The sequence below is a fragment of the Streptomyces sp. CNZ287 genome, assembly GCF_007827615.1.
On sequence record NZ_VISV01000002.1, the window covers coordinates 140462 to 160786 of the forward strand.

Consider the following 20325-nt stretch of genomic DNA (forward strand, 5'->3'; position numbering starts at 1 on the left):
TGCGGGGCGCTGGCTACGATGGCTGCGCTACGTTGAGCGACTTCCACCGACGAGCCCCCCGGCCACCCGCGGGGGCCCGCCGACCGGCGACCCTGGGACGGCCATGCTGAACAAGTACGCGCGTGCGATCTTCACGCGTGTCTTCGCACCGATCGCCGCGATGCTGCTGCGTCGTGGCGTGAGCCCCGACACCGTCACCTTCGTGGGCACCCTCGGGGTGATGGCGGGGGCCTTGGCCTTCTTCCCGCGCGGGGAGTTCTTCTGGGGCACGGTGATCATCACCCTCTTCGTCTTCTCCGACCTGATCGACGGCACCATGGCCCGCCAGTCCGGCCGCTCCAGCCGCTGGGGCGCGTTCCTGGACTCGACGCTCGACCGCGCCGCGGACTCCGCCGTCTTCGGCGGCATCGCGCTCTGGTACGCGGGAGACGGCGACGACCTCATGATGTGCGCGGTGGCGATCTTCTGCCTCGCCGGCGGCCAGGTCGTCTCGTACACGAAGGCCCGCGGCGAGAGCATCGGGCTGCCGGTGAAGGTCAACGGGCTGATGGAGCGCGCCGACCGGCTGGTGATCACCCTGGTGCTCGCCGGCTTCGCGGGCATGGAACGCACCTTCGGCATCCCGCACATCGACCTCCTGCTGCCCATCGCGCTCTGGGCGGTCGCCGCGGGCAGCGCCGTCACGCTCTTCCAGCGGATGGTGACCGTGCACCGGGAGGCGGCGGAGAAGGACGCGGAGGACCCGCTGCCGCCGCCCGCGCCGCGCGGCGGCCCGCGCCCCGACGCCGAGGCCGCGCCGGCGGACCAGGAGAGCGCGTGAGGGAGCGCCTGACCGACGGGGTGTACGGCCTGGGCTGGGCCGCCGTGAAACGGCTGCCCGAGCCCGCCGCCGCCGCCCTCGGCAGGCGCATCGCCGACACCGCCTGGCGCCGCGACGGCAAGGGCGTACGGCGGCTGACGTCGAACCTCGCCCGCGTCGTCCCGGACGCCGGGCCCGAGCGGCTGGCGGAACTCAGCCGGGCCGGCATGCGCTCGTACATGCGCTACTGGATGGAGTCCTTCCGGCTGCCGGCCTGGAGCAAGCAGCGCATCCGCGACGGCTTCGACCCCCAGGACGTGCACTGGCTCGAGGACGGGCTCGCCGGTGACACCGGCGTGATCCTCGCGCTGCCGCACATGGGCAACTGGGACCTGGCGGGCGCCTGGGTCACCACCAAGCTGGGGGTCCCCTTCACCACCGTGCAGGAGCGGCTGAAGCCGGAGTCGCTGTACGACCGCTTCGTCGCGTACCGCGAGAGCCTGGGCATGGAGGTGCTGGCGCACGGCGGCGCGAGCGCCTTCGGCACCCTCGCCCGGCGGCTGCGCGGCGGCGGTCTCGTCTGCCTGGTCGCCGACCGCGACCTGTCGGCCACCGGCGTCGAGGTGGACTTCTTCGGCTCCGCCGCCCGGATGCCCGCGGGACCCGCGCTGCTCGCCCAGCAGACCGGCGCGCTGCTGCTGCCCGTCACGCTCTGGTACGACGACTCCCCCGTCCTGCAGGGGAAGGTGCACGCGCCCGTCGAGGTGCCCTCGACCGGTACCCGCGCCGAGAAGACCGCCGCGATGACCCAGGCGATGGCCGACGACTTCGCCGCCGGGATCGCCGGGCACCCGGAGGACTGGCACATGCTCCAGCGCTTCTGGCTGGCGGACCTGGAGTCGCGGTGAGGGTCGGGATCGTCTGCCCGTACTCCTGGGAGGCGCCCGGCGGGGTGCAGTTCCACGTCCGGGACCTGGCGGAGCACCTGCGCGCCGCCGGCCACGAGGTCTCCGTCCTCGCTCCCGCGGACGACGACACTCCGCTGCCCGAGTACGTCGTCTGGGCCGGCCGCGCCGTCCCCGTGCCGTACAACGGATCCGTGGCGCGCATCAACTTCGGCTTCCTGTCCGCCGCCCGGGTGCGCCGCTGGGTGCGCGACGGCGACTTCGACGTGCTGCACATCCACGAGCCGGCCGCCCCGTCGCTCGCCCTGCTGGCCTGCTGGGCGGCGAAGGGGCCGATCGTGGCCACGTTCCACATGTCGAGCCCGCGCTCCCGCGGCATGATCGCCGCGTACCCGATCCTGCAGTCGGCGCTGGAGAAGATCAGCGCGCGCATCGCGGTCAGCGAGTACGCGCGCCGCACCCTGGTCGAGCACCTGGGCGGCGACGCCGTCGTCATCCCCAACGGCGTCGACGTCTCCTTCTTCGCCGGGGCCGGGCCCAAGGCCGAGTGGCAGGGCCGCACGCTGGGCTTCATCGGCCGGATCGACGAGCCGCGCAAGGGACTGCCGGTGCTGATGGAGGCGTTCCCGCGGATCCTGGAGCGGGTGCCGGACGCCCGCCTGCTGGTCGCCGGGCGCGGCGATCCGGCCGAGGTCGCCGGGCACCTGGCGCCCGGGGTGCGCGAGCGGGTGCAGTTCCTCGGCATGGTCAGCGACGAGGACAAGGCGCGGTTGCTGCGCAGCGTCGACCTGTACGTCGCGCCGAACACCGGGGGCGAGTCGTTCGGCATCATCCTCGTCGAGGCGATGTCCGCGGGCGCACCCGTGCTCGCCGCCGACCTCGACGCCTTCGTGCAGGTGCTGGACGGCGGCACGGCGGGCGAGGTGTTCGCGCGCGGGGACGCCGGGGACCTGGCCGAGCGGGCGGCCGGGCTGCTGCTGGACGACGCCCGCCGGGCCGAACTGCGCGAGCGCGGCAGCAGGCACGTACAGCGCTTCGACTGGTCGACGGTCGGCGCGGACATCCTGGCGGTGTACGAGACGGTGACCCAGGGCGCCGCGTCGGTGGCGGAGGACGAGCGCGCCGGCCGCTGGGCGGCCCGCTTCGGCCCCGCCCGCGACCGGGAGGCATGACGTGTCGACCGCCCTCACCCTGCTGCTCGTCGCCGTCGGGCTCTGCCTGATCGGCGTCTACCTGAGCTGGACCGCCGGCCGGCTCGACCGGCTGCACACCCGCATCGACGCCGCCAAGGCGGCCCTCGACGCCCAACTGCTGCGCCGCGCCTCGGTGGCGCAGGAGCTGGCCACCAGCGGCGTGCTCGACCCGGCCGCCTCGATCGTGCTCTACGAGGCCGCGCACGCGGCCCGGCAGGCGGAGGAGGACCAGCGCGAGGTCGCCGAGAGCGAGCTGAGCCAGGCGCTGCGGGCGGTCTTCGAGGCGCCGGAGCAGGTGGAGGCGGTACGCGGGGCGCCGGGCGGCGAGGAGGCCGTACACGAGCTGGCGGAGGCCGCACGGCGGGTCCCCATGGCACGGCGCTTCCACAACGACGCGGTACGGGCGGCGCGGGCGCTGCGCCGGCACCGCAAGGTGCGCTGGTTCCGGCTGGCCGGGCACGCGCCGTTCCCACTGGCGGTCGAGATGGACGACGAGCCGCCGCCGGCGCTGACCGACCGCGCCCCCGCGGGCTGACCGCCGCCGCCCGCCGGGCGGCCACAGCTTGCCGATTGGCTCTTTCCCGACCCCTCCCGCCTGGGGTTTCCTTGTCGGTGGCGCGCGTTCGGGCCCGGCGTCCGAACGTGTTTACGATGGAAGCAGCGCACCGTACGCCGCCCACACACCCACACCGCACCCATCACCGAGCGAGGTTCCACCGTGTCCAGCACGCCCAGGTCCGCCCCCCAGTCGTCGGCTCCCGAGACCGGCACCGCACGCGTCAAGCGCGGCATGGCCGAGCAGCTCAAGGGCGGCGTGATCATGGACGTGGTCACCCCCGAGCAGGCGAAGATCGCCGAGGACGCGGGTGCCGTCGCGGTGATGGCCCTGGAGCGGGTGCCCGCCGACATCCGCAAGGACGGCGGCGTGGCGCGGATGTCGGACCCCGACATGATCGAGGGCATCATCGAGGCCGTCTCCATCCCCGTGATGGCCAAGTCCCGCATCGGCCACTTCGTGGAGGCGCAGATCCTCCAGGCGCTCGGCGTGGACTACATCGACGAGTCCGAGGTGCTCACCCCCGCCGACGAGGTCAACCACTCCGACAAGTGGGCCTTCACCACCCCCTTCGTCTGCGGCGCGACCAACCTCGGCGAGGCCCTGCGCCGGATCGCCGAGGGCGCCGCCATGATCCGCTCCAAGGGCGAGGCCGGCACCGGGAACGTCGTCGAGGCCGTCCGCCACCTGCGCCAGATCAAGAACGAGATCGGCGCCCTGCGCGGCCTGGACAGCCACGAGCTGTACGCCGCCGCCAAGGAGCTGCGGGCGCCGTACGAGGTGGTCGCCGAGGTCGCGAAGCTCGGCAAGCTGCCCGTCGTGCTCTTCTCCGCGGGCGGCGTCGCCACCCCCGCCGACGCCGCGCTGATGCGCCAGCTCGGTGCCGAGGGCGTCTTCGTCGGCTCGGGCATCTTCAAGTCCGGCGACCCCGCCAAGCGCGCCGCCGCCATCGTCAAGGCCACCACCTTCTACGACGACCCGAAGGTCGTCGCGGACGCCTCCCGCAACCTCGGCGAGGCCATGGTCGGCATCAACCTCGACACCCTGGACGACGCCGAGCGCTACGCCGGCCGGGGCTGGTGAGGTCGGCAGCCATGGGCACCGCCCCCGTCATCGGCGTCCTCGCCCTCCAGGGCGACGTACGCGAGCACCTGGCCGCCCTGGAAGAGGCCGGCGCGAGCGCCGTGCCGGTCCGCAGGCCGGCGGAGCTGGCGGAGGTCTCCGGCCTGGTCATCCCCGGTGGCGAGTCCACCACGATCTCCAAGCTGGCGGTCGCCTTCGGGCTGCTGGAGCCGCTGCGCGAGCGGGTGCGGGCGGGTATGCCCGCGTACGGCTCCTGCGCCGGCATGATCATGCTGGCCGACAAGATCCTCGACCCGCGCTCCGGGCAGGAGACCGTCGGCGGGATCGACATGATCGTGCGCCGCAACGCCTTCGGCAGGCAGAACGAGTCGTTCGAGCTGCCGCTGGAGGTGGCCGGCGTCCCCGGCGGCCCCGTGCACGGTGTCTTCATCCGGGCGCCGTGGGTGGAGTCCACCGGTGCCCGGGTGGAGCGGCTGGCGGAGGCCGGCGGGCATCCCGTCGCGGTCCGGCAGGGTCCGCTGCTGGCGACGTCGTTCCATCCGGAACTCACCGGCGACCACCGCGTGCACGCCCTCTTCGCGGATATGGTGCGCCGGGCGGCCTGACCGGCACCGGTAGGATCGACGAGTTCGTTGCCGGTTAGTCGAATGCGCGGAACGCGGAATGGAGCGGGGCTGTGTCCGGCCACTCTAAGTGGGCAACCACCAAGCACAAGAAGGCCGTGATCGATGCCAAGCGAGGAAAGCTCTTCGCCAAGCTGATCAAGAACGTCGAGGTCGCGGCGCGGCAGGGGGGAGCCGACCCCGACGGAAATCCCACGCTGTACGACGCGATCCAGAAGGCCAAGAAGCAGTCCGTCCCGAACAAGAACATCGACAGCGCCGTCAAGCGCGGCGCCGGTCTCGAAGCGGGCGGCGCCGAGTACGAGACGATCATGTACGAGGGCTACGGCCCCAACGGCGTGGCCGTGCTCATCGAGTGCCTGACGGACAACCGCAACCGCGCCGCCTCCGACGTCCGGGTCGCCATGACGCGCAACGGCGGCTCCATGGCCGACCCCGGCTCCGTGTCGTACCTGTTCAACCGGAAGGGCGTGGTGATCGTCCCCAAGGGCGAGCTGAGCGAGGACGACGTGCTGGCCGCGGTGCTGGACGCCGGCGCCGAGGAGGTCAACGACCTGGGCGAGTCCTTCGAGGTGCTCAGCGAGGCCGGCGACATGGTCGCGGTCCGCACCGCGCTGCAGGACGCCGGGATCGACTACGACTCGGCCGAGGCCAACTTCGTCCCCACCATGCAGGTGGAGCTGGACGAGGAGGGTGCCCGCAAGATCTTCCGGCTCATCGACGCCCTGGAGGACAGCGACGACGTCCAGAACGTCTTCGCCAACTTCGACGTCTCCGACGAGGTCATGGAGAAGGCGTCCGCCTGAGCCGCAGGCGCACACCGTGAGGGGCCCGCAGGATGGCGACATCCGGCGGGCCCTTCGGCCGCGCTGTCGGTGCCGGCCGGTAGCCTGCACACACGTACGCGGGCAGACGAGAGGGGGCGGCCGGTGCGGGTGCTCGGAGTGGACCCGGGGCTCACGCGGTGCGGCGTGGGCGTCGTGGACGGAGCGGCCGGCCGGGCGCTGCGGATGGTCGCCGTCGGGGTCGTGCGCACCCCGTCCGACGCCCCGGCTCCCGAGAGGCTGCTGCTCATCGAGCGCGGCATCGAGGAGTGGCTGGACGCGCAGCGGCCCGACGCCGTCGCCGTCGAGCGGGTCTTCAGCCAGCACAACGTACGCACGGTGATGGGCACCGCCCAGGCCAGCGCCGTCGCCATCCTCTGCGCCGCCCGCCGCGGCCTGCCCGTCGCGCTGCACACCCCCAGCGAGGTCAAGGCCGCCGTCACCGGCTCGGGCCGCGCCGACAAGGCACAGGTCGGCGCCATGGTCACCCGGCTGCTGCGGCTCGACGCCCCGCCCAAGCCGGCCGACGCCGCCGACGCCCTGGCACTCGCCATCTGCCACCTGTGGCGCGCCCCCGCCCGGGACCGCCTGCTGCGCGCGCGTGCCGCCGGCGCGCCCGCGCGCGCCGCGACGGCCGCCCGCGCCGCCGCCCCGGGTGTGCGGCGCACCGCGCGCCCGGCCGGCCAGGGCGCCCCGTGCGCGGGCCGCACGGGCCAGGACCGCCCGGAGCCCCGGGACCGCGAGATCCGGAGAGACCCCGCATGATCGCCTTCGTCAGCGGCCCCGTCGCCGCCCTCGCCCCCGACGCCGCGGTCATCGAGGTCGGCGGCATCGGCATGGCCGTGCAGTGCACGCCCGACACCCTCTCCACGCTGCGCGTCGGCAAGGACGCCCGGCTGGCCACCTCCCTCGTCGTCCGGGAGGACTCCCTCACCCTCTACGGCTTCGCCGACGACGACGAGCGCCAGGTCTTCGAGCTGCTGCAGACCGCCAGCGGCGTCGGCCCCCGGCTGGCCCAGGCCATGCTCGCCGTGCACCGCCCCGACGCGCTCCGCCTCGCCGTCTCCACCGGCGACGAGAAGGCGCTGACGGCCGTCCCCGGCATCGGCAAAAAGGGCGCGCAGAAGCTGCTGCTGGAGCTGAAGGACCGGCTCGGCGAGCCGCTGGGCAGCAGCGGCCTCGCCGGCAGGCAGGCAGGCGCCGCCGCGGCCGCCGGCTGGCGCGAGCAGTTGCACGCCGCGCTCACCGGCCTGGGGTACGCGCCACGCGAGGCCGACGAGGCCGTCACCGCCGTCGCCCCGCAGGCGGAGGAGGACGGCGCAGCGCCCCCGCCGCTGCCGCAGTTGCTGCGCGCCGCCCTGCAGACCCTGAACCGCGCCCGATGACGGCGCCCGGCCCCCGGCGCGTACGACACCTCGCACCAGCACCCGAACCACGACGGACGGATCCACGATGACCTGGGAGGACGCCGACCCGCGGCTGGTGGACTCGGCCGCCGACGCCGACGACCGGGCGGTGGAGACCGCACTGCGCCCCAAGGACCTGGCCGAGTTCGTCGGCCAGGAGCGGGTCCGCGAGCAGCTCGACCTGGTGCTGCGCGCCGCCCGCCAGCGCGGCGGCGCCGCCGACCACGTGCTGCTCTCCGGCGCCCCCGGCCTCGGCAAGACCACCCTCGCGATGATCGTCGCCGCCGAGATGGCCGCCCCGATCCGCATCACCTCGGGCCCCGCCATCCAGCACGCCGGCGACCTCGCCGCGATCCTCTCCTCCCTCCAGGAGGGCGAGGTGCTCTTCCTCGACGAGCTGCACCGCATGTCCCGCCCCGCCGAGGAGATGCTCTACATGGCAATGGAGGACCTGCGCGTCGACGTCATCGTCGGCAAGGGCCCCGGCGCCACCGCCATCCCGCTGGAGCTGCCCCCCTTCACCCTGGTCGGCGCCACCACCCGGGCCGGGCTGCTGCCCCCGCCGCTGCGCGACCGCTTCGGCTTCACCGGGCACATGGAGTTCTACTCGCCGGCCGAGCTGGAGCGCGTCCTGCACCGCTCCGCCCACCTCCTCGACGTCGCCGTGGACGCCGCAGGCGCCGCCGAGATCGCCGGCCGCTCCCGCGGCACGCCCCGCATCGCGAACCGCCTGCTGCGCCGGGTGCGGGACTACGCCCAGGTCAAGGCCGACGGCGTGATCACGCGCGAGATCGCCGCCCGCGGCCTGGAGGTCTACGAGGTCGACGACCGCGGCCTCGACCGCCTCGACCGGGCGGTCCTCGGCGCCCTGCTCAAGCTCTTCTCCGGCGGCCCCGTCGGGCTGTCCACGCTGGCCGTGGCGGTGGGGGAGGAGCGGGAGACCGTCGAGGAGGTCGCCGAGCCCTTCCTCGTACGCGAAGGGCTGCTGGCCCGTACGCCCCGCGGCCGCGTCGCCACTCCGGCGGCCTGGGCCCACCTGGGCCTTGCGCCCCCGCAGCCCGGCGGCGGCGTGCAGCAGACCGCGTTCTGAGGTCCCCGCCGCGCCCGCCGCGGCGTGGCGGGGGCCGGCGGCGCGGGCGCCCCGGCGGGTACCCGCGGCGGTGCGGGGAGTCGCCGGTTACGGAACCCGGGTGACATGCTGGGCGTTGTTCACACGGCGGAACTCGCTTAGACTCCGCCGACGCCTTCCGGAATCGGAGGGTACCCCCGCCCCCCAGAACGAGGCCGTGGCGAACGCGGTCCTACGAAGGAAACCCGGACACCGTGGATATCACGATTCTCTTGCCGTTCATCGTGCTCATCGGGGCGATGTTCCTGATGACCCGCTCGGCAAAGAACAAGCAGCGCCAGATGATGAACATGCGGGACCAATTGCAGCCGGGCAGCGGCGTGCGGACCGTCGGCGGCATGTACGCCACGGTCAAGGAGGTCCACGAGGACACCATCCTTCTGGAGGTGGCCCCCGGAGTACACGCGATCTACGCCAAGAACTCCATCGGCGCCGTCCTGGACGACGCCGAATACAACCGCATCGTGCACGGCGCTCCGGAGTTCGACGACGAGGACATCACGGCGCCCGACGACGCCTCCTCGCTGACCGGGTCCGCCGACGGCGACGCCGGTGACGAGGACGCCGAGGACCGCAAGGAGACCTCGGACCGCATCGACCTCGACAAGAAGGACGCGGCCGACGACGCCGAGAGCGCGGACACGAAGGACGAGGACGAAAAGAAGAACGGCGGCTCCGCCGCGAAGTGACCGCGGCCCTTCGGCGGCGGCCCCGCACCTGGTGCGGAGGCGCCGCCGCCGGCCGCGGTGAACGGGGGACCGGTCACTTTTCGCCTCGCGGCACCGCGGGGCTACACTTCGTGACCGCGCGACGAGCCCCGCCGCGCGGTGTCTGGACAGGAGAATCGAGAAGGTGGCAGCACCCAAGACGGGCCGCAGGTCCCAGGGATCTCACGGCAGGCCCTGGCGCCCCCTGCTGCTGATCCTGACCGCGATCGCCGCGCTCACCGGTGGGATGTTCCTCTCCGGGCACACCACCCCGCGCCTCGGCATCGACCTGGCCGGCGGCACCAGCATCACGCTGGAGGCCAAGCCCCAGCCGGGCGGCGAGAACGCGATCAACTCCACCAACATGGAAACCGCCGTCAACATCATCGAGCGCCGCGTCAACGGCCTCGGGGTGCAGGAGGCGGAGGTCCAGACCCAGGGCGACCGGCACATCATCGTCAACATCCCCAAGGGCACCGACCAGAAGACGGCGCGCGAGCAGGTGGGCACCACCGCGCGGCTCTTCTTCCGCCCCGTGCTGTCGTACGAGGTGAACGAAGCCCCGAAGCCGTCGCCCAGCGCCTCGGAGTCCGGGGACAAGGACAAGGACGCCGACAAGGAGAAGGACGCCTCCTCCTCGCCGTCCCCGTCCGAGAGCGCCTCCGACGAGGCGAGCGACGGCGCGAGCCCGAGCGACGGCGCCACCGAGCAGGGCCGCGCCCTCTCCGAGGGCCTCGCCCAGGCCGACGACTCGCCCAGCCCGACCGAGTCGCAGGCGCCGCCCGCCGAGACGCCCCCGGCCGAGCAGGCGCCCACCGGTCAGGTCCCGGCCGACGTGCAGAAGAAGCTGGACGCGCTGGACTGCTCCGACGCCGAGGAGCGCACCAAGATCGGCGAGAACGCCAAGCCGACCGACACCGTCGTCGCGTGCGACAGCGAGGGCGCGTACAAGTACGCGCTCGGCCCGGCCGAGGTCGAGGGCACGGACGTCGACGACGCCTCCGCCACGTACGACGCCCAGCAGGGCTCCGGCTGGATCGTGCAGCTCGAGTTCAACGGCAAGGGCTCCGACAAGTTCGCCGACGTCACCGGCACCCTCGCCGGCCAGGCCCCGCCGAACAACCAGTTCGCGATCGAGCTCGACGGCGAGGTCGTCTCCGCGCCCTCCGTCGACGAGTCGATCACCGGCGGCCGGGCGCAGATCTCCGGCAGCTTCAACCAGGAGTCGGCCGAGGAACTGGCCAACGTCCTGTCGTACGGTGCCCTGCCGCTGTCCTTCGAGGAGTCCGAGGTCACCACCGTCTCGCCGGCCCTCGGTAACGAGCAGCTCCAGGCGGGCCTCATCGCCGGCGCCGTCGGGCTGGGGCTGGTGATCATCTATCTCGTCGCGTACTACCGCGGGCTGGCCCTGGTGGCCGTGGTCAGCCTCATGGTCTCCGCCGCCCTCACGTACACGATCATGGCCCTGCTCGGCCCCGGCATCGGCTTCGCGCTGAACCTCCCGGCGGTCTGCGGCGCGATCGTGGCGATCGGCATCACGGCGGACTCGTTCATCGTCTACTTCGAGCGCATCCGCGACGAGATCCGCGAAGGGCGCACGCTGCGCCCCGCGGTGGAGCGCGGCTGGCCGCGGGCCCGGCGCACCATCCTGGTGTCCGACTTCGTGTCCTTCCTGGCGGCGGCCGTGCTCTTCGCGGTCACCGTCGGCAAGGTGCAGGGCTTCGCCTTCACCCTGGGCCTCACCACGCTCCTCGACGTCGTCGTGGTCTTCCTCTTCACCAAGCCGGTCATGACCATCCTGGCCCGCAAGCGGTTCTTCGCCAGCGGCCATCCCTGGTCTGGGCTCGATCCCAAACGGCTGGGAGCCAGGCCACCGCTGCGCGGGCGCCCGCGCACCGCCGGTCCCGTCAACCCGAAGGAGGTCTGAGATGTCGCGCCTCGGCACCCTCGGCGCCCGCCTCTACCGCGGTGAGGCCGGCTACGACTTCGTCGCCAAGCGGTTCCTCTGGTACGGCGTCTCCGTCCTCATCACGATCATCGCGATCGCGGGCTTCCTCATCCGCGGCCTGAACATGGGCATCGAGTTCGAGGGCGGTGCGGTCTTCACCACCCCGAAGACCGAGACCTCGGTCTCGCAGGCCCAGGAGGTCGCCGAGGAGGCGTCGGGGCACCAGGCGATCGTCCAGGAGCTGGGCAGCGGAAAGCTCCGCATCCAGGTCAGCAGCATCGAGACGCAGCAGTCCGACAAGGTCAAGACGGCGCTCGCCGACGAGCTGAACGTCTCCGCCGAGGACATCAACGACCAGCTCGTCGGGCCCAGTTGGGGCGAGCAGATCGCGAAAAAGGCGTGGCAGGGCCTGGCGATCTTCATGGTCCTGGTGGTGATCTACCTCGCCATCGCCTTCGAGTGGCGCATGGCGCTCGCGGCGCTCGTCGCACTGATCCACGACCTGACGATCACGGTCGGCGTCTACACCATCGTCGGCTTCGAAGTCACCCCGGGCACGGTCATCGGTCTGCTGACCATCCTCGGTTACTCGCTGTACGACACGGTGGTGGTCTTCGACGGGCTCAAGGAGAGCACGAAGGACATCACCAAACAGACGGGCTTCACCTACCGCGAGGCGGCCAACCGCAGCCTCAACGGCACGCTCGTCCGCTCCATCAACACCTCCGTCGTGGCCCTGCTGCCGGTCGCCGGCCTGCTCTTCATCGGCGGCGGCGTGCTCGGCGGCGGCATGCTCAACGACATCGCGCTGTCGCTGTTCGTCGGCCTCGCGGCCGGCGCGTACTCCTCGATCTTCATCGCCACCCCGCTGGTGGTCGACTTCAAGGAGCGCGACCCCGCCATACAGTCCCACAACAAGCGGGTCGCCGCCCGGCGCGCCTCCGACGCCCGCTCCGCCGCCCGCGGTGAGAGGGGGACGGCCGGGCGCGCGGACGGCCCGGACGCGGCGGCCGTCGAGGACGACGAGCCCGAGGACGGCCCCCGTGCCCCCCAGCCCGCGGGCCAGGGCGTCGTCGGCCCCGCGCGGGCCGAGGGCCGCAGGCAGCAGCCGGTGTCCCGGCAGCGCGGCCGTGGCCGCCCCTCCGGCAGCCGCGGCGGCCGGTCGGGGGGCAAGCGGCGGTGAGTGTGCCGGAGGGGACCAGGGAGCTGCTGCTCAGCCGGATCCAGGACGTGCCGGACTACCCGCAGCCGGGCGTGATGTTCAAGGACATCACCCCGCTGCTGGCCGACGCGAAGGCGTTCGCCGTGCTCACGGACGCGCTGACGGAGGTCTGCCGGGAGCAGGGCGCGCAGAAGGTCGTGGGCCTGGAGGCGCGCGGCTTCATCCTGGGCGCGCCGGTCGCGGTGCGCGCCGGGATCGGCTTCGTGCCCATACGCAAGGTGGGGAAGCTCCCGGGCGCCACCTTCGGGCAGGCGTACGACCTGGAGTACGGCACGGCGGAGATCGAGATACACGCCGACGCCGTGCGGCCCGGCGACCGCGTGCTGATCATCGACGACGTGCTGGCCACCGGCGGTACCGCGGAGGCGTCGGTGCAGCTTATCCGGCGGGCCGGCGGCACCGTGACCGGCGTGGCCGTGCTGCTGGAGCTGGGCTTCCTGGCCGGCCGGGCGCGGGTCGAGCAGGCGCTCGCCGGGGCTCCGCTGGACGCGCTCGTCACCGTCTGAGCCGACCCGGGGCCCACCCCTGGGCCCGGGGCACGTGCGGAAAGCCCGCCCGGCCGGTGTTCTGCCCGGTCGGGAGCCTGGTCAGGCGGTTGCCGGGTGGTGAGGGCGGGACGGCAGATACCATGGCAGTTCCGGGGATCTCCCCGTGGGCCTTCCACCGTCGAGGAGTGCTCTTGCCAGACGAGGCTCATCGGTCCACCGCCGCGCCGCCCGAGAAGCAGCGGCAGCCGGGCGCGGCGGACCGCCCGCTGCCCGCGCGGGCCGCCGAGAACGGCTCGGGACGCCGGACCGCGCCGCCGGAAGGGCGGACGCAGCCGGCCGCTCCGGCGCGCGTCGAGCCCGCCTCGGGGCACGGCGGCGGGCAGGCGGGCCGCGGCGGCTCCCCGAGCCGCGTGCGGGCCCGGCTGGCGCGCCTCGGAGTGCAGCGGCAGAGCCCGTACAACCCGGTGCTGGAGCCGCTGCTGCGGATAGTGCGCGGGAACGACCCCAAGGCCGACACCTCGACGCTGCGCCAGATAGAGCGCGCCTACCAGGTCGCGGAGCGCTGGCACCGTGGCCAGAAGCGCAAGAGCGGCGACCCGTACATCACCCACCCCCTGGCCGTCACCACGATCCTGGCCGAGCTGGGCATGGACCCGGCCACGCTCATGGCCGGCCTGCTGCACGACACGGTCGAGGACACCGAGTACGGCCTCGAGGACCTGCGCCGCGACTTCGGCGACCAGGTGACGCTGCTGGTGGACGGCGTCACCAAGCTGGACAAGGTGAAGTTCGGCGAGGCCGCGCAGGCGGAGACCGTGCGCAAGATGGTCGTCGCCATGGCCAAGGACCCGCGGGTCCTGGTGATCAAGCTTGCCGACCGACTGCACAACATGCGCACGATGCGCTACCTGCGCCGCGAGAAGCAGGAGCAGAAGGCGCGCGAGACGCTGGAGATCTACGCGCCGCTGGCCCACCGGCTGGGCATGAACACCATCAAGTGGGAGCTGGAGGACCTCGCCTTCGCGATCCTCTACCCGAAGATGTACGACGAGATCGTCCGCCTGGTCGCCGAGCGCGCCCCGAAGCGGGACGAGTACCTGGCCGTCGTCATCGACGAGGTGCAGCAGGACCTGCGCAGTGCCCGGATCAAGGCGACCGTCACCGGCCGTCCGAAGCACTACTACAGCGTCTACCAGAAGATGATCGTGCGCGGCCGGGACTTCGCCGAGATCTACGACCTGGTGGGCATCCGCGTCCTCGTCGACTCCGTCCGCGACTGCTACGCGGCGCTGGGCACCATCCACGCGCGGTGGAACCCCGTCCCCGGACGGTTCAAGGACTACATCGCGATGCCCAAGTTCAACATGTATCAGTCGCTGCACACGACGGTCATCGGGCCCGAGGGCAAGCCCGTCGAGCTGCAGATCCGCACGTTCGACATGCACCGCCGCGCCGAGTACGGCATCGCCGCGCACTGGAAGTACAAGCAGGAGGCCACCGGTGGCGCCGCCCGCCAGCAGGGCGCCGGCACCCGCAGGGGCAGCAAGTCCGAGCAAGTCAACGACATGGCCTGGCTGCGCCAGTTGATCGACTGGCAGAAGGAGACCGAGGACCCCGGCGAGTTCCTGGACGCGCTGCGCTTCGACCTCTCCCGCCACGAGGTCTTCGTCTTCACGCCCAAGGGCGACGTGATCGCCCTGCCCGCCGGCGCCACGCCCGTCGACTTCGCGTACGCGGTGCACACCGAGGTCGGGCACAAGACCATAGGGGCGCGGGTCGGCGGCCGGCTCGTACCGCTGGAGTCCGCACTCGACAACGGCGACACCGTCGAGGTCTTCACCTCCAAGGCGGCCGGCGCGGGCCCCTCCCGGGACTGGCTGAACTTCGTCAAGTCGCCGCGCGCGCGCAACAAGATCCGCGCCTGGTTCTCCAAGGAGCGCCGGGACGAGGCCATCGAGCAGGGCAAGGACGCCATCGCGCGGGCGATGCGCAAGCAGAACCTGCCGATCCAGCGCATCCTCACCGGCGACTCGCTGGTCACCATCGCGCACGAGATGCGCTACCCCGACATCTCCGCGCTCTACGCGGCGATCGGCGAGGGCCACATCTCCGCGCAGAACGTGGTGCAGAAGCTGGTCCAGGCGCTCGGCGGCGAAGAGGCGGCCACCGAGGACATCGAGGAGACCGCGCCGCCGTTGCCCGGCAAGACCCGCAAGCGCCGGGCGGTCAACGACCCCGGGGTGATCGTCAAGGGCGTCGACGACGTCTGGGTCAAGCTCTCCCGCTGCTGTACGCCGGTGCCCGGAGACCCGATCATCGGCTTCGTCACCCGCGGCAAGGGCGTCTCCGTGCACCGTGCCGACTGCGTCAACGTCGAGTCGCTGTCGCAGCAGCCCGAGCGGATCATCGAGGTGGAGTGGGCGCCGACGCAGTCGTCGGTCTTCCTCGTCGCCATCCAGGTGGAGGCGCTGGACCGCTCCCGGCTGCTCTCGGACGTCACCCGGGTGCTGTCCGACCAGCACGTGAACATCCTGTCCGCCGCCGTGCAGACCTCCCGCGACCGTGTGGCCACCTCGCGCTTCACGTTCGAGATGGGCGACCCGAAGCACCTGGGGCACGTACTGAAGGCGGTACGGAAGGTGGAGGGCGTCTACGACGTGTACCGCGTCACCTCCGCCCGGAACAACTGAGCGCACCCGCCGCCACCGTCCCCGTACGTACGACCAGGGCCCCGCCGTCCGGCGGGGCCCTGGTCGTACGTACGGCTCGTCTCAGCCGCCGAACTCCCGCAGGCCCTTGAGCGCCTGGTCGAGCAGCGCCTGCCGGCCCTCAAGCTCACGCGCCAGCTTGTCGGCCTTGGCCGTGTTGCCCTGCGCCCGCGCCTGCTCGATCTGCCGGTGCAGCTTGTCGACGGCGTCCTGCAACTGCCCCGTCAGACCCTCGGCGCGCGCCCGTGCCTCCGGGTTCGTACGGCGCCACTCGGCCTCCTCCGCCTCGCCGATGGACCGCTCCACGGCGTGCATCCGGGCCTCGATCTTCGTCCGGGCGTCCCGCGGCACGTGCCCGATGGCCTCCCACCGCTCGTTGATCGAGCGGAAGGCGCCTCTGGCGGCCTTGAGGTCGGTGACCGGCAGCAGCTTCTCCGCCTCCGCGACCAGTTCCTCCTTGCGCGTCAGGTTCTCGCGCTGCTCGTGGTCGCGCTCGGCGAAGACCTCGCTGCGGGCCTGGAAGAAGACGTCCTGCGCGCCGCGGAAGCGGGACCACAGGTCCTCCTCCTGGTCGCGCTGCGCGCGGCCCGCGGCCTTCCAGTCCGCCATCAGCTCGCGGTAGCGGGCGGCCGTCGGCCCCCACTCGCGGGAGCCGGAGAGCGCCTCCGCCTCCTCCACCAGCTTCTCCTTGCGCCGCCTGGCCTCCTCGCGCTGGGCGTCGAGCGAGGCGAAGTGCGCCTTGCGGCGCTTGGAGAACGCCGAGCGCGCGTGGCTGAAGCGGTGCCACAGCTCGTCGTCGCTCCTGCGGTCCAGCCGCGGCAGCCCCTTCCAGGTCTCCACCAGCTCCCGCAGCCGCTCGCCCGCCGCGCGCCACTGCTCGCTCTGCGCCAGCTCCTCCGCCTCGGCGACCACCGCCTCCTTGGACTCGCGCACCTCCTGCTGGTGCTTGACCTTGGCCGCCTTGCGCTCCTCCTGACGGGCGCCCACGGCCTCCACCAGCCGGTCGAGCCGCGCCGTCAGCGCGTCCAGGTCACCGACCGCGTGCGCCTCCGAAACCTGCGCCCGCAGGTGATCGATGGCGATGGTGGCGTCCTTCGTGGACAGGTCGGTGGTCTGCACCCGGCGCTCGAGGAGGCCGATCTCCACGACCAGGCCCTCGTACTTGCGCTTGAAGTAGGCGAGCGCCTCCTCGGCCGAGCCCGCCTGCCAGGAGCCGACGACTCGCTCGCCGTCGGCGGTACGCACGTACACGGTGCCCGTCTCGTCGACCCGGCCCCATGGGTCGCTGCTCACAGCGCCTCCTCACATGACGCCCCGCGGGCCCGGCAGCCCGGCGGCGTCTTCCACAGTTGTCTGCGGCCGGAAAGGGGATGGGGTACCGGATCCGGCCGATCCGGCGGCGGGCGAAAGCGACTGCCGCCGGCACCCCCGCACCTGCACAACGCCAACATAGGCGAACGGCGGGCCGGCTGTCCGCATCCCGCGCGAGACCAATCACGTAACGACGCAGGGCCGGCCGTGGCTCAGTGGTCGGTCTCCTGCTCCTTGGTGCCCTTGGTGACGGTCGCCTTGTCGATGACCACCGTCGCGTTCGGGGCGGTGTTGCCCGTCTGCGGGTCCTGCGGCTGCGCGCCGGCCTCGGCGATGGTCTTGACCGTGGCCGTGCCCTCGTCGGTGAGCTGACCGAACGGCGTGTAGTTCGGGGGCAGCGGGCTGTCCTGGTAGACGAGGAAGAACTGGCTGCCGCCGGAGTCCTTCTGACCGGTGTTGGCCATCGCCACGGTGCCCGCGGGGTACGTCCCGCCCTTCACCGCCTTGTCCTTGAGGTTCTCGTCCGGGATCGTGTAGCCGGGGCCGCCCTGGCCGGTGCCGGCCGGGTCGCCGCACTGCAGCACGAAGATGCCGGACTCCTGACCGGTCAGCCGGTGGCACGGGCTGTGGTCGAAGTAGCCCTCGTCGGCGAGGAAGCGCATGTTGTTCACGGTGTGCGGCGCCTTGCCCGCGTCCATCTCGATGCCGATGTCGCCACAGGTGGTCGACAGCGTCATCGTGTACGTCGCCGAGTCGTCGATGTCGAGCTTCGGCTCCTTCTTCCACGTCTTCTCCGACGGCTTGCCCTTCTCCGGCTTGCCGCAGGGGTCGTGCGCCTTCTCCGGGCTCGCGCTGGGCGCCGCGGCGTCGTCCTTCTTCTTGTCGTCGTCGTCCGACCCGAAGCCCGTGGCCGCCGCGACCGTGACGGCGGTGATCACCACCACGAGCGGGGCGGCGATGATCGCCGCGATCTTCCGCCTGTGCTTTCTGCGGTCGGCGCGCCTGCGCTGCTGCCGCTCGTACTTGTCCCGGGCGAGCTGCCGCCTCCGCTGGTCCCTGCTGACCACCGCGTCTTCTCCCTCGAGTCGCTGCCACACGCGTTCGTGGACCGGAATTCCGTGTGCCGTACCGTATATCGATTCGCTGCCGGATGAGGAGCGCCGGTAGTCTCGGTACGGCCGCAATTCCGGGGCCCCCGCCGGCCGCGCGGATCCCGGCGGCGGCACACATCCGACGAGATCCGACAGGTGAAGGACGATCGTGCTCATTGCCGGGTTCCCCGCGGGCGCATGGGGCACCAACTGTTATCTCCTCGCCCCGGCCGCCGGGGAGGAGTGCGTGATCGTCGACCCCGGGCACCGGGCGGCGGACGGCGTCGCGGAGACCGTCGCCAAGCACCGGCTGAAGCCGGTCGCGGTGGTGCTCACCCACGGACACCTCGACCATGTCGCTTCGGTGATCCCCGTCTGCGGCGCCCACGACGTGCCCGCCTGGATCCACCCCGCCGACCGGTACATGCTCGCCGACCCGGAGAAGGCGCTCGGCATGGCCGTCGGGGCGCCGCTGCTCGGCGACCTGACCGTGGGGGAGCCGGACGACGTGGCCGAGCTCGCCGACGGCGCCGAGCTGGAGCTGGCCGGGCTGAGCCTCACCGTCGCGCACGCGCCGGGCCATACCAAGGGGTCGGTGACCTTCCGGCTGCCCGAGCAGCGGGATGTGCCGCAGGTCCTCTTCTCGGGTGACCTGCTCTTCGCCGGCTCCATCGGACGCACCGACCTGCCCGGCGGCGACGGCGCCGAGATCCTGGAGTCGCTGGCCCGCGTGTGCCTGCCGCTCGACGACTCGACCGTGGTGCTCCCCGGGCACGGCCCCCAGACGACCATCGGCCGCGAGCGCGCCGGCAACCCCTTCCTGCGGGAGCTGGCCGCCGGCCGGGCGGGCGGCCCTGCCGCCCCGCTCCGCCACCGACGAGGAATGTGACGACACCCTCCGTGAGCACTTCACCGGCCTTCAAGGCCCCCAAGGGCACCTACGACCTCATCCCACCGCGCTCCGCGGCCTACCTGGCCGTCCGCGAGGCGTTCGCCGCGCCCGTACGCCGCGCCGGCTACGGCTACGTCGAGACCCCCGGCTTCGAGGACGTGCGGCTCTTCGCCCGCGGCGTCGGCGAGTCCACCGACATCGTGACCAAGGAGATGTACACCCTCACCACCAAGGGCGGCGACGAGCTGGCGCTGCGCCCCGAGGGCACCGCCTCCGTGCTGCGCGCGGCGCTGGAGAGCAACCTGCACAAGCAGGGCAACCTGCCGGTCAAGCTCTGGTACTCCGGCTCCTACTACCGCTACGAGCGCCCGCAGAAGGGCCGCTACCGGCACTTCTCCCAGGTCGGCGCCGAGGCCATCGGCGCCGAGGACCCGGCGCTCGACGCCGAGTTGATCGTCCTGGCCGTCGACGGCTACCGCGCGCTGGGGCTGACCGGCTTCCGGCTGCTGCTCAACTCGCTCGGCGACCAGGAGTGCCGGCCCGCGTACCGCACCGCGCTCCAGGACTTCCTCCGCGGTCTCGACCTCGACGAGCCCACCCGCGAGCGGATCGAGATCAACCCGCTGCGGGTGCTCGACGACAAGCGCCCGGAGGTCAGGACCCAGCTCGACGCCGCGCCGCTGATGCGGGACCACCTCTGCGAGGCGTGCAAGGCGTACCACGAGCAGGTCCGCGAGCTGCTGACCGCCGCGGGCGTCGCGTACGAGGACGACCCCCGGCTGGTCCGCGGCCTCGACTACTACACCCGCACCACCTTCGAGTTCGTCCACGACGGCCTCGGCGCGCAGTCCGCCATCGGCGGCGGCGGCCGGTACGACGGGCTGTCGGAGATGATCGGCGGCCCCGCGCTGCCCTCGGTGGGCTGGGCGCTGGGTGTGGACCGCACGGTGCTGGCGCTGGAGGCCGAGGGCGTGGCGCTGGACCTGCCCGCGACGACCGACGTGTACGCGGCGGCGCTCGGCGAGCAGGCCCGCAGGACGCTCTTCGGGGTGGTCACCGAGCTGCGCAGGGCCGGGATCGCGGCGGACTTCGCGTTCGGCGGCAAAGGGCTGAAGAACGCGATGAAGTCCGCCGACCGCTCCGGCGCGCGCTTCGCGCTGGTGGCGGGGGAGCGGGACCTCGGCGAGGGCGTGGTGCAGCTCAAGGACCTCGGCAGCGGCGAGCAGCGGGCGGTCGGGCTGGCCGAGGTCGTCGGCGAGCTGCGGAAGCTGCTGGCCTGACCCCTGCGGGTGGCGCGGTGACGGGTGGATTTACGCCGGTCGAATGCGCGGTCGGGCATCGTTGACCCCTGCCGGTGGATGGCCGGGGGTCACCGGCAGGGCACCGGTGCACCGGTGCCTGATCGCCCTGCGTTGCGGCACAATGAGGTGCCGCCACCGA

Annotated in this window: 19 protein-coding genes; 17 read left to right on the forward strand and 2 right to left on the reverse strand. The window is 72.6% G+C overall.

Annotation, left to right across the window (positions count from 1 at the left end; all coding sequences use genetic code 11):
- Positions 1 to 103: 103 nt before the first annotated feature.
- The 15 genes from pgsA to FB457_RS04910 all read left to right on the forward strand — a co-directional run bounded on the left by pgsA (position 104) and on the right by FB457_RS04910 (position 15573).
- A complete protein-coding gene (gene pgsA / locus FB457_RS04840) occupies positions 104 to 820 on the forward strand; it encodes a phosphatidylinositol phosphate synthase (RefSeq protein WP_145780952.1) in 717 nt (238 codons plus the stop codon).
- Positions 817 to 1707 (forward strand): phosphatidylinositol mannoside acyltransferase, encoded by an 891-nt coding sequence (locus FB457_RS04845; RefSeq protein WP_145780954.1) that lies wholly within the window; start codon positions 817 to 819, stop codon positions 1705 to 1707. Before pgsA ends, FB457_RS04845 begins: the two co-directional genes overlap by 4 nt.
- Positions 1704 to 2876 (forward strand): glycosyltransferase family 4 protein, encoded by a 1173-nt coding sequence (locus tag FB457_RS04850; RefSeq protein WP_047014731.1) that lies wholly within the window; start codon positions 1704 to 1706, stop codon positions 2874 to 2876. Before FB457_RS04845 ends, FB457_RS04850 begins: the two co-directional genes overlap by 4 nt.
- A 1-nt stretch (position 2877) precedes the next feature.
- Positions 2878 to 3432, forward strand: a complete 555-nt coding sequence (locus tag FB457_RS04855; protein WP_047014730.1) for a LemA family protein — start codon at positions 2878 to 2880, stop codon at positions 3430 to 3432.
- 183 nt (positions 3433 to 3615) lie between these two features.
- The gene (gene pdxS / locus FB457_RS04860) at positions 3616 to 4536 is read left to right on the forward strand and encodes a pyridoxal 5'-phosphate synthase lyase subunit PdxS (RefSeq protein WP_047014729.1); all 921 of its coding nucleotides are present in this window, start codon (positions 3616 to 3618) and stop codon (positions 4534 to 4536) included.
- An 11-nt stretch (positions 4537 to 4547) separates the two neighbouring features.
- On the forward strand, positions 4548 to 5141 hold the full coding sequence (pdxT, locus tag FB457_RS04865; protein ID WP_047014728.1) for a pyridoxal 5'-phosphate synthase glutaminase subunit PdxT: 594 nt from the start codon (positions 4548 to 4550) through the stop codon (positions 5139 to 5141).
- A gap of 71 nt (positions 5142 to 5212) precedes the next feature.
- Positions 5213 to 5965, forward strand: coding sequence for a YebC/PmpR family DNA-binding transcriptional regulator (locus FB457_RS04870; RefSeq protein WP_047014727.1), 753 nt, complete (start codon positions 5213 to 5215; stop codon positions 5963 to 5965).
- A gap of 123 nt (positions 5966 to 6088) precedes the next feature.
- On the forward strand, positions 6089 to 6748 hold the full coding sequence (gene ruvC / locus FB457_RS04875) for a crossover junction endodeoxyribonuclease RuvC (RefSeq protein ID WP_078898138.1): 660 nt from the start codon (positions 6089 to 6091) through the stop codon (positions 6746 to 6748).
- On the forward strand, positions 6745 to 7368 hold the full coding sequence (ruvA, locus tag FB457_RS04880; protein ID WP_047014726.1) for a Holliday junction branch migration protein RuvA: 624 nt from the start codon (positions 6745 to 6747) through the stop codon (positions 7366 to 7368). The genes ruvC and ruvA overlap by 4 nt, the downstream gene beginning before the upstream one ends.
- 67 nt (positions 7369 to 7435) lie before the next feature.
- Positions 7436 to 8479 carry a Holliday junction branch migration DNA helicase RuvB gene (ruvB, locus tag FB457_RS04885; RefSeq protein WP_047014725.1) on the forward strand — a complete coding sequence of 348 codons (1044 nt, stop codon included), beginning with the start codon at positions 7436 to 7438 and terminating at the stop codon, positions 8477 to 8479.
- A 233-nt stretch (positions 8480 to 8712) separates the two neighbouring features.
- A complete protein-coding gene (gene yajC, locus FB457_RS04890; RefSeq protein WP_173534818.1) occupies positions 8713 to 9207 on the forward strand; it encodes a preprotein translocase subunit YajC in 495 nt (164 codons plus the stop codon).
- Positions 9208 to 9370: 163 nt separating this feature from the next.
- A complete protein-coding gene (gene secD, locus FB457_RS04895) occupies positions 9371 to 11152 on the forward strand; it encodes a protein translocase subunit SecD (RefSeq protein WP_186461926.1) in 1782 nt (593 codons plus the stop codon).
- A gap of 1 nt (position 11153) precedes the next feature.
- Positions 11154 to 12356, forward strand: coding sequence for a protein translocase subunit SecF (gene secF / locus FB457_RS04900; protein WP_145780956.1), 1203 nt, complete (start codon positions 11154 to 11156; stop codon positions 12354 to 12356).
- Positions 12353 to 12901, forward strand: a complete 549-nt coding sequence (locus tag FB457_RS04905; protein ID WP_047014721.1) for an adenine phosphoribosyltransferase — start codon at positions 12353 to 12355, stop codon at positions 12899 to 12901. Before secF ends, FB457_RS04905 begins: the two co-directional genes overlap by 4 nt.
- Before the next feature lie 173 nt (positions 12902 to 13074).
- Positions 13075 to 15573: a RelA/SpoT family protein gene (locus FB457_RS04910; RefSeq protein ID WP_047014720.1), complete on the forward strand. Its 2499-nt coding sequence runs from the start codon at positions 13075 to 13077 to the stop codon at positions 15571 to 15573.
- Positions 15574 to 15654: 81 nt separating this feature from the next.
- On the opposite strand, the gene FB457_RS04915 is transcribed toward FB457_RS04910, so the two are convergent.
- Positions 15655 to 16884, reverse strand: coding sequence for a DUF349 domain-containing protein (locus FB457_RS04915; RefSeq protein WP_047014719.1), 1230 nt, complete (start codon positions 16882 to 16884; stop codon positions 15655 to 15657).
- A 230-nt stretch (positions 16885 to 17114) separates the two neighbouring features.
- Positions 17115 to 17969 carry a peptidylprolyl isomerase gene (locus FB457_RS04920; protein ID WP_047014718.1) on the reverse strand — a complete coding sequence of 285 codons (855 nt, stop codon included), beginning with the start codon at positions 17967 to 17969 and terminating at the stop codon, positions 17115 to 17117.
- A 193-nt stretch (positions 17970 to 18162) separates the two neighbouring features.
- Here FB457_RS04920 and FB457_RS04925 point away from each other — a divergent pair, with 193 nt between their 5' ends.
- Both FB457_RS04925 and hisS read left to right on the forward strand, forming a co-directional pair.
- Complete coding sequence (locus tag FB457_RS04925) at positions 18163 to 18882, forward strand: MBL fold metallo-hydrolase (protein WP_047014717.1); 720 nt, start codon at positions 18163 to 18165, stop codon at positions 18880 to 18882.
- Positions 18879 to 20165 (forward strand): histidine--tRNA ligase, encoded by a 1287-nt coding sequence (gene hisS / locus FB457_RS04930; protein ID WP_145780958.1) that lies wholly within the window; start codon positions 18879 to 18881, stop codon positions 20163 to 20165. The genes FB457_RS04925 and hisS overlap by 4 nt, the downstream gene beginning before the upstream one ends.
- Positions 20166 to 20325 lie beyond the last annotated feature (160 nt).